The organism is Acidobacteriota bacterium, assembly GCA_026707545.1.
Taxonomy (GTDB): Bacteria; Acidobacteriota; Thermoanaerobaculia; order Multivoradales; family Multivoraceae; genus Multivorans.
Genome location: JAPOWR010000001.1, coordinates 1137165 through 1152061, shown reverse-complemented (window position 1 = coordinate 1152061; position 14897 = coordinate 1137165). Strand labels below are relative to the sequence as shown.

General features: G+C 69.2%; 11 protein-coding genes and 1 pseudogene. 7 read left to right on the top strand and 5 right to left on the bottom strand.

What is annotated here, in order from left to right; genetic code table 11:
* Positions 1-54: 54 nt before the first annotated feature.
* Positions 55-1644, top strand: a complete 1590-nt coding sequence (gene ggt / locus OXG83_04465; GenBank protein ID MCY3964273.1) for a gamma-glutamyltransferase — start codon at positions 55-57, stop codon at positions 1642-1644.
* Positions 1645-1682: 38 nt separating this feature from the next.
* Entirely contained in the window at positions 1683-2879 is a 1197-nt protein-coding gene (locus OXG83_04460; protein MCY3964272.1) for a GNAT family N-acetyltransferase, read from the top strand.
* A 225-nt stretch (positions 2880-3104) separates the two neighbouring features.
* Here the strand turns inward: OXG83_04460 and OXG83_04455 are convergent, their stop codons facing one another.
* Positions 3105-3413 (bottom strand): type II toxin-antitoxin system HicB family antitoxin, encoded by a 309-nt coding sequence (locus tag OXG83_04455; GenBank protein ID MCY3964271.1) that lies wholly within the window; start codon positions 3411-3413, stop codon positions 3105-3107.
* A gap of 146 nt (positions 3414-3559) precedes the next feature.
* Between OXG83_04455 and OXG83_04450 the strand changes: the two are divergent.
* Both OXG83_04450 and clpA read left to right on the top strand, forming a co-directional pair.
* Positions 3560-3889, top strand: a pseudogene (locus OXG83_04450) (ATP-dependent Clp protease adaptor ClpS).
* A gap of 95 nt (positions 3890-3984) precedes the next feature.
* On the top strand, positions 3985-6381 hold the full coding sequence (gene clpA, locus OXG83_04445) for an ATP-dependent Clp protease ATP-binding subunit ClpA (GenBank protein MCY3964270.1): 2397 nt from the start codon (positions 3985-3987) through the stop codon (positions 6379-6381).
* Between the two features lie 74 nt (positions 6382-6455).
* Here clpA and OXG83_04440 read toward each other — a convergent pair whose 3' ends face one another.
* The 3 genes from OXG83_04440 to OXG83_04430 are packed head-to-tail and all read right to left on the bottom strand — an operon-like array spanning position 6456 to position 10048.
* Positions 6456-7631 (bottom strand): LLM class flavin-dependent oxidoreductase, encoded by a 1176-nt coding sequence (locus OXG83_04440; protein MCY3964269.1) that lies wholly within the window; start codon positions 7629-7631, stop codon positions 6456-6458.
* 21 nt (positions 7632-7652) lie between these two features.
* Entirely contained in the window at positions 7653-8468 is an 816-nt protein-coding gene (locus OXG83_04435; GenBank protein ID MCY3964268.1) for a DUF1080 domain-containing protein, read from the bottom strand.
* Positions 8469-8494: 26 nt separating this feature from the next.
* Positions 8495-10048, bottom strand: coding sequence for a propionyl-CoA carboxylase (locus OXG83_04430; GenBank protein MCY3964267.1), 1554 nt, complete (start codon positions 10046-10048; stop codon positions 8495-8497).
* A gap of 170 nt (positions 10049-10218) precedes the next feature.
* Between OXG83_04430 and OXG83_04425 the strand changes: the two genes are divergently transcribed.
* Positions 10219-11853, top strand: coding sequence for an FAD-binding oxidoreductase (locus OXG83_04425; GenBank protein ID MCY3964266.1), 1635 nt, complete (start codon positions 10219-10221; stop codon positions 11851-11853).
* A gap of 51 nt (positions 11854-11904) precedes the next feature.
* A complete protein-coding gene (locus OXG83_04420; protein MCY3964265.1) occupies positions 11905-13179 on the top strand; it encodes a serine hydrolase in 1275 nt (424 codons plus the stop codon).
* 62 nt (positions 13180-13241) lie between these two features.
* Here the strand turns inward: OXG83_04420 and OXG83_04415 are convergent, their stop codons facing one another.
* Positions 13242-13805 carry a gamma-glutamylcyclotransferase gene (locus OXG83_04415; GenBank protein ID MCY3964264.1) on the bottom strand — a complete coding sequence of 188 codons (564 nt, stop codon included), beginning with the start codon at positions 13803-13805 and terminating at the stop codon, positions 13242-13244.
* A gap of 89 nt (positions 13806-13894) precedes the next feature.
* Between OXG83_04415 and gshB the strand changes: the two genes are divergently transcribed.
* Complete coding sequence (gshB, locus tag OXG83_04410; protein ID MCY3964263.1) at positions 13895-14848, top strand: glutathione synthase; 954 nt, start codon at positions 13895-13897, stop codon at positions 14846-14848.
* The last annotated feature ends 49 nt before the right edge of the window (positions 14849-14897 follow it).

Sequence of the window (14897 nt, the reverse complement as noted above, 5' to 3'; positions counted from 1 at the left end):
GCCGCCGGCCGACCCCGGCTGGCCAGTCCCCATCGCGCTGGGCGAAGCGTCGTCATGGCGCGCCGGGGGATGGTCGCCACCTCCCACCCCGCCGCCACCCTGGCCGGGCTCGACATGCTGCGGGCCGGCGGCTCGGCGATCGACGGGGCCGTCACGGCGGCCGCGATGCTGGCGGTCGTCGAGCCGATGATGACCGGCATCGGCGGCGACGCCTTCCTGCTCTACCACCTGGCCGATCCCGACGGCGGGCGCGGCGAGCTGCTGGGCCTCAACGGCAGCGGCCGCTCACCTCTGGCCCTGGACCGAACCGACATCGCCGGACCGGCGATCGATCCAGATTCGTGGCCCGCAGTGACCGTCCCCGGCGCGGTCGATCTCTGGCAGACGGCCCACCAGCGCTTCGGACGCCTTCGCTTCGCCGATCTGCTCGGTCCCGCGATCGAAACCGCCGAAACGGGCTTCCCGGTCAGCGAGCGGGTCCAGTCGATGTGGACGGCGTGCGCTGAGCGGCTGCGCCGCGACGGCGCGGCCTCCGAGCACTACCTGGTCGACGGGGAGGCGCCCGCACTCGGCGCGGTGTTCCGCTCTCCGGCCCTGGCGCGATCGCTGCAGCGGATCGCGGAAGGCGGCCGCGACGCCTTCTATGAAGGCCCGATCGCGGAAGAGATCGTCCGCTATGCCCGCAGCACCGGCGGTTTTCTCGAGCTCGAGGACTTGCGGCGCCACGAATCGACCTGGGTCGATCCGATCGGCACGATGTACCGCGGTCGGGAGGTCATCCAGTTGCCCCCCAACGGCCAGGGGCTTGGCGTTCTCCTGATGCTGAACCTGCTGGAGAATTTCGACCTCGCCTCGATGGACGTGGCCGGAGTCGAGCACACCCACCTGCTGGTCGAGGCGAAGAAGCTGGCCTACGCCGACCTCCACGCCCACGTCGGCGACCCGGAGAGCGAGCCGCTCCGGGGCTCCGGAGGCGTTCCGCTCGCCGAGTTGCTGGACAAGGCCTACGCCCGCGAGCGCAGCCGCCTGATCGACCCCGGTCGGGCGGCGGACGGGGCCGCTCCCGGCGGTATCCCGACCGGCGCCGCGTTGGGCTCCGACACGGTGTACCTGGCCGTCGTCGACGGCGAGGGCAACGCCGCCTCCTTCATCAACTCCCTGTTCGCCCCCTTCGGAGCGGCGATCGCCGGCGGCGACACGGGGATCATGCTTCACTGCCGCGGCGCCGGCTTCACGCTGGAGCCCGGACACCCCAACGCGTACCGCCCCGGCAAACGTCCCTTCCACACGATCATCCCCGGCATCGTCCTGGACCGGGGGCGACTCGAGCTCTGCTACGGCGTGATGGGAGGTCCGTTCCAGCCCCAGGGACACGTCCAGATCCTGACCAACCACTACGATCACGGGCTTCCCCTCCAGGCGGCGATCGACCGTCCCCGGTGGCGCCATACGGCCGGCCTCGACCTCCTGTGCGAGCGCGGCATGGAGCCCGAAACCGTCGAGGGGCTCGCGGCGCTCGGGCACCGCGTTCGCAGCGCCGGCGGCGCCGAGTTCGGCGGCGCCCAGGCGATCAGCGTCGGCCGGCACGGAACGCTCTACGGTGCCTCCGATCCACGCAAGGACGGCTTGGCACTCGGCTACTGACGCTCCGCGCGTCGCGGCCGCCATGCAAGACTCGCCGAATGGACGATGCTGCGGCCCAGGCGGGAGACCGCAGCGAACAGCGGCAGATTGAACTCAGGATCGTCCAGTCGATCACGGACATTCCGCGGAATGCCTGGGACCGTCTTCTCCGTGCCGGCGACCGCCCCTTCCTGTCCTGGACGTTCCTCGAAGCGCTTGAACGGACCGGCTGCGTGGCGCCCGATCGCGGCTGGCTGCCCTTTCACCTCACCGCCTGGGGCGCGGACGACGACTTGATCGCGGCCGCCCCCGCCTACATCAAGAACGACGGCATGGGCGACTTTTCCCGGGACTGGGCTTTCGGCGACGCGGTACGGGCGGTCGGAGGCCGCTTCTACCCGAAACTGGTGGTCGGCGTGCCCTTCTCCCCGGTTACCGGCCGCCGCATCCTGGTCGCCACCGACATCGACCCGACGGTCGCGGCCAGGCTGCTCGTCCAGCTTGCCGCCCACACCGCCCGGGAGGTCGGCGTGGCCTCCGTCCACGTCCTGTACCACAGCGCCCTGGAAGCCTCCGCCCTCGCCGCCGCCGGCCTCTCGCAGCGCGTCATGGTGCAGTACCACTGGAACAACTACGACTACGGGAGCCCCGACGACTGGCTGGCCAGGCTCCGCTCCAAGCGCCGCACCCAGTGCCGGCGTGAGCGCCGCGAACCGGCCCGCCAGGGCATCGCCATCCGCACCGTGCGCGGCCAGGAGATCGCAACCGATCCCGAGCATTGGGCGGAGACCGCGTTCCGTCTCTATTGCACGACCTGCGACAGGTACATGTGGGGCGGCCGCTACCTGAATCGCGAGCTCTTCTCCGACCTGTTCACCCACCTCGGCAACGAGGTCGAGCTGGTCGTCGCCGAGCGCGACGACCGGGTCGTCGCCGGCGCCATCAACCTGCGCTCGGACACCCACCTCTACGGCCGCTACTGGGGCTGCCATGAGCACCACCGTTTCCTCCACTTCAACGTCTGCCTCTACCACTCGATCGACGAGTGCATCGAACGCGGCGTCCAGGTGTTCGAAGGCGGCGCCGGCGGAGAACACAAGATCAGCCGGGGCTTCGAGCCCGCACCCGTCTACAGCTCGCACCTGTTCATGGACGAGAAGCTGAACTCGCTGCTCGGCGCGGCACTGCAGCGCGACGCGAAGCGACACCTCGAGGGAATCGAGGCGTGGCGAGAACAGCGACGTCAGTTGGGCTAAGGGGAAGCTCCCGGCTACACCTCGTCCAGCAACTCGAAGTACCGCCTCCGGGTCATCTCCGCGGTGCGCATGTTGGCGCGAATGACGCCGGGGCTGATCGGTTTTCGCCCGAACGAGATGGTGACCGGCCGCTTGAAGCCGGGCTTCGTCAGGGTGATGTGTCTACCGGCCCGCCCGGTTTCGCGCCATCCGTCTCTCTCAAAGAGTCGAACGAGGCGACGCGGCTCAATGGGCGTCAGCTTGCGTTGCCTGCCGGGCACCGATCACGAGTTCCATCGGTACGTCTACCGGCTCCGGCCCATCGTCTGCTTCGCCGGCGACCGCGATGGTCACCCCCGACTCGGCGAGGACTTCACTCAGCGTACCCATCTCATGGCAGGTTTCGAGGAAGAGACGCACGGCTTCGTCCAGCATGTCCGCCGCCTCCTCGACCGTCTCTCCCTGGCTCGCAACGTCCAGTTCGGGGCAAAGTGCGACCCAAACGTCGTCTTCCTGCTCGAGTTCCATCGACAGGTTCAAGCGCAGTCGGAGCATCGTCGTTCTCCAGTCTGGTTTCTCGGGCCCGACGAGGTTGCGGTCCATCAACCGGCCAGTTCGTCACATCTCAGTATACGAAGGCGGTCTGAACGACATCCAAACCCAACGCGGGAATTCCCCATGGAACCTATAATCGAGACGCCATGCCGCACTTCGAAGACGACCAGCAGGGCGACAGCAAGGTCCTCACGAAGACGAAGACCAGGACCAAGCTGGCCCGTCCCCGGCTGTACAAGGTGCTGCTCCACAACGACGACTTCACGCCGCGCGAGTTCGTCGTCGTCGTGCTGCAGCACGTCTTCCACATGACCGAATCGGACGCCTCGCGGCTCATGCTCTACGTCCACAAGAACGGCGTCGGCGTGGTCGGCCTCTACCCGTTCTCCGTGGCCGAAACCAAGGTGGCCGAGGTCGGTAGCCTGGCCCAGCAGGCCGAAGTCCCCCTGCTCTGCACGATCGAGCCCGACACGGGAGACGGCGACGGCGACAGTGGCGACGGCGACGGCGGAGACGACGGCGGCGACGTCAACTGACGGGCGAAGGAGGTACAGCCATCGCTTCCGTGCACATGACCGAGGACCTGCGGCAGTCGCTGCGGCGGGCGATGCTCGAGGCGTCGTCACGCCGGCACGAGTACGTCACGCTCGAGCATCTGCTGCTCGCTCTGTGCGCCGACCCGGTGGGCGCCAAGGCGCTGCAGTCGGTCGGCGTCCGTCTGCCCCGGCTGGTCGGCGAACTCGAGGAGTTCCTGGAGCAGCAACTGGAGACCCTGCCGCCGGTCCTCCCCGCCGATGCGGCGGACGAGTCGGCAGGCGCCGCGCCAGTCGAGGCGGAGGGCGAGCAGACCGACAGCACCGAGCAGGCCTCACACTCCGGTGACGAAGGCGAACCGCCTCCCAAGCAGACGATCGCGTTCTGGCGGGTCATCGAACGGGCGGCCATGCACGCACACGGCGCCGGCAAGAGTGAACTGGACGCCGGCGCGGTGATCGCTTCGCTGATGCGCGAGAAGGAATCCCACGCGGTCTACCTGCTCCAGCGCCAGGACGTAAGCCGTCTGGACGTCATCCGCTACCTGTCCCACGGCACGGTCAAGCAGAGCAGCGGCCTTCCCGCCCCGCAGCGCGTCGAGCCGGACCCGGAAGGCGACGAGGAAGAAGAAGTCGAGGATCCGCTCGAGCAATTCGCATCGAACCTGAACGAGCGTGCCGCCGAAGGTTCCATCGATCCGCTGGTCGGGCGGCTCGACGAAGTCCGCGTGCTATGCGAGACGCTGGCCCGCCGGCGCAAGAACAACCCGGTCCTGGTCGGCGATCCGGGCGTCGGCAAGACGGCGATCGTCGAGGGGCTGGCGCTCGCCGTCCACGAGGGGAACGTGCCCGAGCTGATCTCCAGGGTGACGATCTACGCGCTCGACATGGGCGCGCTCCTCGCTGGAACCCGCTATCGCGGCGACTTCGAGCAACGGCTGAAGGCGGTGATCGACCGGATCATCTCGGAGCCCGAACACATCCTCTTCATCGACGAGATCCACACGATCGTCGGCGCCGGCGCCGTGTCGTCGGGCTCGCTCGACGCCTCGAACATCCTGAAGCCCGGCCTCGCCTCGGGCAAGCTGCGCTGCATCGGCTCCACCACGCATGCCGAGTACAAGGGCTCGTTCGACCGCGACCGCGCCCTGGCCCGTCGCTTCCAGATGATCGAGATCGACGAGCCGTCGATCGAGGAGTCGGCGGAGATTCTGCGCGGCCTGCGCGACCGCTACGAGGAGCACCACGAGGTCAAGTACGCGGACGACGCGCTGGACGCCGCCGCCGACCTCTCGGCCCGCTACCTGCTCGACCGCCGCCTGCCCGACAAGGCCATCGACCTGGTGGACCAGGCCGGCGCCGCGAACCGCCTGGTGGCCGCGAGGGAGCGCAAGAGCGTCCTCGACCCGGTCGACATGGAGCGCGTCGTCGCCTCGATGGCCAAGATCCCGGAGAAGTCCGTCTCCAGCGACGACCGCGACGCTCTCCTCAACCTGGAGGAGGAGCTGAAGGCGGTCATCTTCGGCCAGGACGAGGCCATCCGCTCGATCTCGTCCGCCGTGAAGCTGGGCCGCGCGGGCCTCGGCACCCTGGAACGGCCGATCGGCAGCTTCCTGTTCTCGGGACCCACCGGGGTCGGCAAGACGGAACTCGCCCGCCAGCTCGCCCAGGTGCTCGGCATCGCCTTCACCCGCTTCGACATGAGCGAGTACATGGAGAAGCACACCGTGTCGCGGCTGATCGGCGCGCCGCCCGGCTATGTCGGCTTCGACCAGGGCGGTCTGCTGACCGACGCGATCCGCCGAACGCCGCACACCGTTTTGCTGCTCGACGAGATCGAGAAGGCCCACCCGGACGTCTACAACATCCTCCTGCAGGTCATGGATCACGCTACGCTGACCGACAACAACGGGCGCAAGGCGGACTTCCGGCACGTCATCCTGATCATGACGACGAACGCCGGCGGCCGGGAGCTCACGACGAAACCGATGGGTTTCGGCGACCGCTCGAAGCTGTCCGCCGAAGCCGCCTCGAAGCCGGCTGTCGAGCGCCTGTTCACGCCCGAGTTCCGCAATCGGATCGACGCCTGGGTCGTCTTCAAGGCGCTCGAGATGGATTCGGTGCGGCTGATCGTCGACAAGCTCGTGGGCGAACTCGGCGGCCAGCTCGACGACCGCAGCATCAAGATCGAACTGACGGACGCCGCCCGCGGCTGGCTGGCCGAACACGGATACGAGCCGGACTTCGGCGCCCGGCCGATGCGCCGCCTGATCGACGAGAAGATCAAGCGCAAGCTGGCCGACGAGATCCTCTTCGGCAAGCTGGCCGACGGCGGCAAGATCGTCGTCGACGCGAAGGACGGCGCGTCGCTCGAGGACGGCCTGCTGCTCAGGACCCGGCGCAAACGCAGGACGAAGAAGAAGAAACCTAACTGAACACACTGGGTGCGCCGGCGTCCCCGCCGGCTGCCGCCGCAGGCGGCCAGAGGACGCGCCGCGAAGCGGCGGCCTTACGCGTCTTCCACCCGGGGCAGCACCTCGTTGGCGAAACGCTCGATCGTCGACATCAGCCGCGCGTGCGGTAGCAGGCCGTTGTAGGCCCAGAAGTAGAGCCAGGTCACCGGCAGACGCTCGCGCAGCGTCTCGAGCTGCCGCGTCACCGTGTCGACGGTGCCGACGAGGGCCATCCCTGACCCCATCATGTCGTCGAACTCCTCCCCCGTGTCCGGGTCGATCATCCCCCGGCTGAAGCCGAAGGGCTCGAACCAGGCGGAGCCGCAAAAGGCGCCGCTCGCCTTCCACAGGCGTTCCGCCTCGGTGTCCGACTCGGCGATGACGACATCGCGCAGGACGCCGATCCCCTCGCCCAGCGGCCGCCCGGATTCCTCCGCGAACAGTTCGAACAGGGCCCGCTCCCGCTTCGGGTGCAGCGGCGGCAGGATCGCCGTCACGCCCTCCCGCGCGCACCAGCGGATGCTCGCCTCGGACGACGCGAAGGGCTGGAAGATCGGCGGATGCGGCTCCTGAACCGGTTTCGGTACCACGCCCACCTGGCGCAGCACGCCGTCCTCCACTCCGGCGCCCCACTGCTCCGTCGCCTCGAGCGTCCACGGCGTGCCGCCCTTCGGGCCGCCGACGGGGACCTTCCAGAACCGGCCGTCGTAGTCGAGCATCGGTTCGGTCCAGGCCTTCTTGACGATCCGGAAACACTCCTCGAAGGCGGCCCGGTTCGTCGCGTCGATCTCGTCGTGCCGGTGCGGAAGGGCGCCGGAGATGCCGTGCGTCTGCTGCGCCATCACATCGACCCAGCGCCGCTGGTAGCCGCGGGCGAAACCCGCGTTCGCCCGTCCGCCGGTCATCCGGTCGAGCATCGCGATGTCCTCGGCGACGCGGATCGGGTTCCTCGCCGGCAGCACGATGCCCAGCTGCCCCACCCGGATGTTCTTCGTCTGCATGCCGACGAAGAGGTCGAGCAGCACCGGGTTGTTCGAGAGTTCGAAGCCTTCGATGTGGAAGTGGTGCTCGGTGAAGCTGATCGAGTCGTAGCCGAGGTCGTCGGCGAGCCGGGCCTGCTCCGAGACCTCGGCCAGCATGCGGTCGTAGAGATCGCCGCGCAGGCCGGCCATGCCCTGCTTGATGTCGGCCCGGGAGCCGATCGAGGGCAGGTAGAAGATGGAGATCTTCAAGAGAGTAGGACTACCGCAGCCTCAGCCGCCGCTGTCGTAGCCCGGAAGCTCGCGGATCCAGACGTTGCGGAAGCGGGTCGGGTTCCGGTGGTCCTGGAGACCGATCCAGCCGCGCGGCTCGTGCGGCCGGTCGTAGACGCCGACCCGCCGGTGGACCGTCCGGCCGATGTACTCCTTCTTGTGATGGATGACGACGCCGTTGTGGAGCACGGTGACGTTCGCCTTCTTGACGAGCTCGCCGTCCTTCCAGCGCGGCGCCTCGAAGATGATGTCGTAGGTCTGCCAGACGCCCGGTGCCCTCGAGGAGTTGACCATCGGCGGCGTCTGGCCGTAGATCGCCCCGGCCTGGCCGTCGGCGTACGTCCGGTTCTCGTACGAGTCGAGGATCTGGATCTCGTAATCGCCGTAGAGCATCACCCCGCTGTTGCCGCGGCCCTGGCTGTTGCTCTCGACCTTGGCCGGCGTCGCGAACTCCAGGTGGAGCTGGAAGTCGCCGAATTCGTCCCGGGTGCGGATCGACCCGGTCGAGGTGACCTCCATGTAGCCGTTCTCGACCTTCCACTCGGGTTCGTCGCCGTTCGGCTTCTGCCACTTCGAGAGGTCCGTGCCGTCGAACAGCACGACCGCGTCGGCAGGAGCGGCCGCCATGTCACTGAACGAGGCGCCCGGAGCGACCACCGGCGGCACCGGCCGGTTCGGGTCGTGCACCTTCCAGGGCAATCCCGGCAGCTTCGGGGTGTCCTCGTAGCCGATCGGCTGTTGCTGGGCGGCCGCGGTTGCGGTGAGCAGCAGGCCCGCCGCTAGGGTGGCACCCGACGTTCTCTTCTTTCGGTTCACAGGCACTCCGGCCTCCTTGAGGATCCTCACCGCACCCGCGACGCGAGCAGCGGTTCCGACAGCTTCAGCCACTTGACCACCTCGGCGCGAGTGCCGCGGGGGTCGATCAAATCATGGACCGAGAAACCCTCGGCCCGCGGAAAGGGAGTGCGGCGCTTGGCGAACTCGGCCTCCAGCTCGGCGCGTTTCCTGTCCGGGTCGGGCGCCGCGGCGATCTCTCGCCGGAAGGCGACCGCCACGCCGCCCTCGATCGGCAGCGCGCCGCTTTCGGCCGAGGGCCAGATCAGCACCCGACCGCCCGGGCCGTAGTGCGCTGCCGCGGCGACGCCGTAGGACTTGCGGATCTGCACGGCGCACCAGGGCACGGTCGTCCGCACGGTCGCCGCGATCGCCTCCATGCCGTAGCGGATCGTGCCGGACGCCTCCGACTCCGAGCCGATCATGAAGCCCGGTTCGTCGACCAGGCTGAGGATCGGCAGGTGGAACGTCTCGCAGAACTCGACGAAGCGCCGGAACTTCTGCGCCCCGGCGGCGTCCATCGCCCCGCCGATGTGCTTGCAGTCGTTGGCCACGACTCCGACCGTGTGACCGTCCACTCGCGCCAGGCCGGTGATCTGCGACGGCCCGTAACCCGCCGTCATCTCGAAGAAGCTGTCCCGGTCGACGACGAGCGAAACCAACTCGCGCATGTCGTAGAGGAAGCGACGGTCACGCGGCACGATCGAGAGCAGGCGCTCTTCGCGGCGGTCCGCCGGATCGCTCACCTTGCGCCGCGGTGGCAGCGAATCGACGTTCGAGGGCAAGTAGCTCAGGAACTGGCGCACCTGCGCCATCGCGTCGTCCTCGTCCTCGGCCACGTTGTCGACGACGCCGCTGCGACTGTGAACCTGCCAACCGCCGAGTTCGTCCTTCGTCTTCTTCTCGCCCAGCGCCCGCTCGACCAGCGCCGGGCCGCCGATCAGGATCTGGGCGGTGTGGCGCGTCATCACCGAGAAGTGGGAAGCGACCAGGCGCGCCGCGGGAAACCCGGCCACCGCGCCGACCCCGATCGAGGCCACCGGCACGGTCCGCAGGATCTCGGCGATCGACCAGAAGCGGGCCCGTGAGTAGACCGGCTCTCCCATCGGTCGCGGCGGCGTCTTCGGCGCCCCCTTTTGACGGCCCGCGCTGCCGCGCACGCTGCCGCCGCCGCCCTCGAGGAACCGCACCAGGGGCAGCCGGTACTTGAGGGCGAGTTCCTCGGAGTAAATGCTCTTGCGCAGCCCGGCCGGCGACGGCGAACCACCGGCCTGGGTGAAATCCTCGCCGGCCACGATCACCCGAGCCCCGTCGACGTCGGCAAAGCCGACGACGTAGTTCGCCGGCGTGAACGCGACGACGCGACCCGCCTCGTCCACCTCGGCGGCCCCGGCCTGACGGCCCTCCTCGACGAAGGAGCCAGGATCGGCGATCCGCTCGATCCGCTCGCGCACCGTCAGGCGTCCGCGCTCGTGCTGGCGCTCCACCGCCTCCTCGCCGCCCATATCCAGCGCCAGGCGCCGGCGGCGTTCGATCTCGTCGACCTCGGGCTGCCAGGACATCGGACGGGGATTCTAGGGGCTTGTGCCGTAGAACGCAGCGAAGCAAGTTTACGGCACAGCCCCTAGGATGAGGACGGGATGGGCCGAAACACCGAGCGTGCGAGGAGTTTCGGGGCGGTAGATGGTCGGCCTCAGTCCTCCGCTATCCTGCACCGCCCAAGGAGGACGAGGTGACGGAAGCAAGACGCAAGCTCTGCGGTTGGGGGTACGAGGGTCAGGGGCTCACGCAGGCGGAGGCGGCCGCCTTCCGCGACCGCACTGCGGAGCGCTTCGGCACCCCGCTTGAACCTCGGGCAAGCACTCCTCAGGTCGGCGACTTCGACCTCCGCGCGCCCCGCCTGGCGCCGCCCGCATCGCTTGAGGCCCTGTTCCGCAGCGACCCGTACGAGCGCCTCCTCCACGCCTACGGCAAGTCCTTCCCGGATGCGGTGCGGATGTTCCGGCGCGATGTGCCGGAGCCTCCCGATCTCGTTGCCTACCCCGAGACGACGGAAGACGTCGTCCGCATCCTCGACTGGGCCGGCGATGCCGGCGCGGCGGTGATCCCCTTCGGCGGTGGTTCGAGCGTGGTCGGCGGTGTCGAGCCGGCGGTCGGCGACAGCTATGCCGGCGCGGTGACGATCGATCTGATGAAGCTCAACCGGGTGCTCGAGGTCGACCGCGCGAGCCGGGCCGCGCGCATCCAGGGCGGCGCGCGTGGCCCACACATCGAGGCGCAGCTCCGTGAGCACGGCCTGACGCTGCGTCACTTCCCGCAGAGCTTCGAGCACTCCACCCTGGGCGGCTGGATCGCGACCCGCTCGGGCGGCCACTTCGCCAGCCTCTACACCCACATCGACGACTTCGTCGAGGCGACGACGACGGTCACGCCACAGGGCACCATGGAAACGCGGCGATTGCCAGGTTCGGGCGCCGGGCCCTCGCCCGACCGAATGGTCATCGGCTCGGAGGGCATCCTGGGGGTCATCACGGAGGCCTGGATGCGGCTCCAGGACCGGCCCACGTATCGCGGCTCGGCGGCAGTCCACTTCGCCGACTACGCGAGCGCGGCCGAGGCCGTGCGAATGCTGGCCCAGAGCGGGCTCTACCCCTCGAACTGCCGCCTGATCGACGCCCAGGAGACCGCCACCGCCGGCGCCGGCGACGGCTCGACCTCTCTGCTCGTCCTCGGCTTCGAGTCCGCCGATCACCCGGTCGACGCGTGGATGAAGCGGGCGCTTGAGTTGACGGCGGATTGCGGCGGCGACCACAGCGCCTCGGCCGGGCGGTCCCATCGCGAGGGCGCCGCCGGGGCCTGGCGCGACGCCTTCATCAAGGGGCCTTACTTCCGGGAGGTCGGCGTGCCCCTGGGGCTGATCGGCGATACCTTCGAGACCGCGATCACCTGGGACCGCTTCGCCGACTTCCACGCCCGGATCATGGCCCGGACCCCCGAGATCCTCGAGCAGGCGACCGGCAGGCCGGGACGCGTCACCTGCCGCTTCACCCATGTCTACCCGGACGGACCCGCCCCCTACTTCACGTTCTCGGCGCTGGGCGACTGGGATCGTCTCGCGGACCAGTGGCGTGAGATCAAGCTCGCCGCGAACGAGGCGGTCGTCGACGCCGGCGGCACGGTGACGCACCACCACGCCGTCGGCCGCGACCACCGGCCGGCCGGCTACGACCGCCAGCGCCCCGACGTCTTCGCCCGGGCACTCGCCGGCGCCAAGGCGGCGGTCGACCCCGACGGCCTGATGAACCCCGGCGTGCTGATCGATCCGCGCGGCCGCGCGGTCGGCGTCACCGGCTCGATGGCACCGTAGCGCGGCCGTATAGGCTTCGAGTCGGTTGATCCTCTAGTGAAGGAGTTACCGGTGCGCGCCAACAGTGCCCGTGACGGCGCCTGCCCGCGGTGGCCGGTGGCGTTCGTCCTCGTCTTCCTGCTCGCGGTCGCGACGACCGGAGCCCAGGTGCCCGCCGGGGTGCCGGAGGACGTGGGGTTGTCCGCGAAACGTCTCGAGCGAGTCGGCGAGATGATCCAGCGCGCCATCGACACGAAGCAGATCTCAGGCGCTGTCACCGTCGTCGCGCGGCGCGGCCGCGTCGCCCACTTCGAGGCGCGAGGCCTGAAGGACATCGAGGCAAACGCACCGATGCGCAAGGACACCATCTTCCCGATCGCCTCGATGACGAAACCGGTGACCGCCGTCGCCGTCCTGATGCTCGTGGAGGAGGGGAAGGCCCGCCTCTCGGATCCAGTGTCCCGCTTCATTCCGGAGTTCAAGCACACGAAGGTCGCGATACCGCGGTCAGACGCCGGGGCCGAGGAAGGCGACATCTACACGGTGCCGGCGAAGCGCGAGATCACGGTGCACGATCTGATCACCCATACGTCGGGCCTGGGCAGCTTCGGCGCGGCAGGCGAGGCGACAGCACGCATCGCTCCTCGCGACCTGACCGGCACCGTCGCGGACTGGGCGGCTGCTCTGGGAGGGGTCCCCCTCGACTTCCAGCCGGGCACCCGCTGGGCGTACAGCGGGCTGGCGGGGATCGACACGCTGGGGCGTATCGTGGAGGTGGCCTCGGGTCTCACGTTCGACGAGTTCCTGCGGCTACGGGTATTCGAGCCCCTGGGAATGAAAGACACCGCGTTCAACGTGCCGGAGGACAAGAGGCAGCGCGTCGTGACCCTCTACGTTCGCACCCCCGACGGACTCGAGCCCCGCCCGGCTCTGCCGGAATGGCTGGCCACGACGACGCTGCACGGGGGAGGCGGCGGACTCTGGTCGACGGCTGAGGACTACCTTCAGTTCGCCCAGATGCTGGTCAATGGCGGGGAGCTGAACGGCACGCGGCTGCTGGGCTCCCGGACCGTCGAACTGATGGGGTCGAACCACGTCGGCGACCTGTACGAGAAGGCGGGGGCGGTCGGGATGGGGTTCGGACTCACCGTGGACGTCGTGCTCGACGGCGTCGCGGCGCGAGGCGACCACAGGTCCACCGGCAGCTTCGGCTGGGTCGGCGCGTTCGGCACGAGTTACTGGGTCGATCCGCGGGAGGATCTGACAGCGGTTCTGATGGTGCAGACACCGGGCGGCCCGCTCCGCGCCGACTTCCAGAACGCCGTGATGCAGGCGATCGTCGACTGACGCTAGAGCTGCGGCGGACCGTGCCCGCCTGGGGCCGGAGGGCGGCGCCGGTTTGCGGCGGTCTACTTACGGCACATGACAGCCACGGCCGCCACGTGCGGGTCCTCGAGGCCGAGAGCATTGAGTGCGGCGTGGAGGGCCCGCACGTAGTCGGCGTTCGTACCGCTCGGACCTGTCGCTTCCAGGACCTGAGCCGCGATCTCGGCGAGCGGCGCCGGGCCGGCGTAGTTCCGGTTGCCAGGCCAGGCCTGGTACGTGAGGCCCGTCACGACTTGTGGCGACGCCGGCGAAACGTCCGACGCCTGCTCGGCAGGGTCCCGCAGTTCAAGCTCGATCTCCATGCGGACGTAGCCGCCCCGTTCGCGGATGTCGAGGTCGGCGAGGATGGTCTCGGCGTCCGATTCGTCGAGACGATAGGCCATGCCCCAGCAGCAGTCCTCCAGCGCGGGCACCAGAGTAACGACCCGCCCAGGACGCCAGGGTTCGCCGCGGTGGTCCGTCGACCACTGCCAGAAACGCCGGGTCCAGCCTCGGACGCGAGCGGGCCGGCGCTCCACGAAGGGGATCGCCGGGCGGAAGATCAGCGAGCCGTAGCCGAAGAGCCAGCATGGATCGGTCGGGGCCACGGCGCCGAATTGTACGGTCCGCGCCGTCGATTCCGCCGGCACGACCGCGTGATAGCTTGCGCGGCCCGCTTCGACTTGCCTCCCGCGCGATGCGCCACCTCTTCGTCATCGATCCGATCGAGCGCCTCGACCCGGAAAAGGACACGACGATCGCGTTCCTGCGCGAGGCGGATCGCCGGGGTCACGAACTCGCCGTCTGCACGATCGACAACCTGGAACTCGGCCCGGATGGCCGGCCGCGGGCGGAAGTGATTCCCGCCCGCACCGTCGACCCGGTCTCCGGCGGACCCTGGTACGAGATTGGGGCCGGCCGGGCCGCCTTTCTCGACGAGTTCGACGTCGTCTGGATGCGGAAGGATCCGCCCTTCGACATGGCGTTCTTCTACGCCACCCACCTGCTCTCCATGGTGGCGAAGAGCACCCTGGTGGTGAACGACCCGCTGTCGCTTCGCGACGCGAACGAGAAGCTGTTCGCGCTTCGGTTCCCGGCCGTTTGCCCGCCGGCGCGCGTCTCCCGGCGCATCGCGGAGCTGCTCGCCTTCCAGGAGGAGATGGGCGGCGAGATGATCGTCAAGCCCCTCGACGGGGCTGGCGGCGAGGGCATCTTCCACCTCAAGGCCGGCGACCGGAACACCAGCGCCATTCTGGAGGCGGCCACCGCACACGAAAGCCGCTACATCATGGCGCAGCGTTACTTGCCGGAGATCCGGCAGGGCGACAAGCGGGTCATCCTGGTCGAGGGCGAGGCGCTCGGCGCGGTGCTCAGGGTGCCAGCCGAAGGCGAATCGCGCGCCAACTTCCACGTCGGCGGCCAGGCGGCCGCCACGGAAGTCGACGATCGTGACCGTGAGATCGCGGCGGCGATCGGCGCCGAACTCGTGCGGCTCGGGATCGTCTTCGCCGGCATCGACGTGATCGGCGGCTGGCTGACCGAGGTCAACGTGACCAGCCCCACCGGCCTGCGCGAGATCGCCGACCTGGGCGGACCGCGCCTCGAAGTCGACGTACTCGACGCGGTCGAGCGCCGGCGAAGTCCGGGTTGAGCAGAGCTGCGGAGAGCCCCCAACCGCCGGAACCAAGCCGCCGCCACGG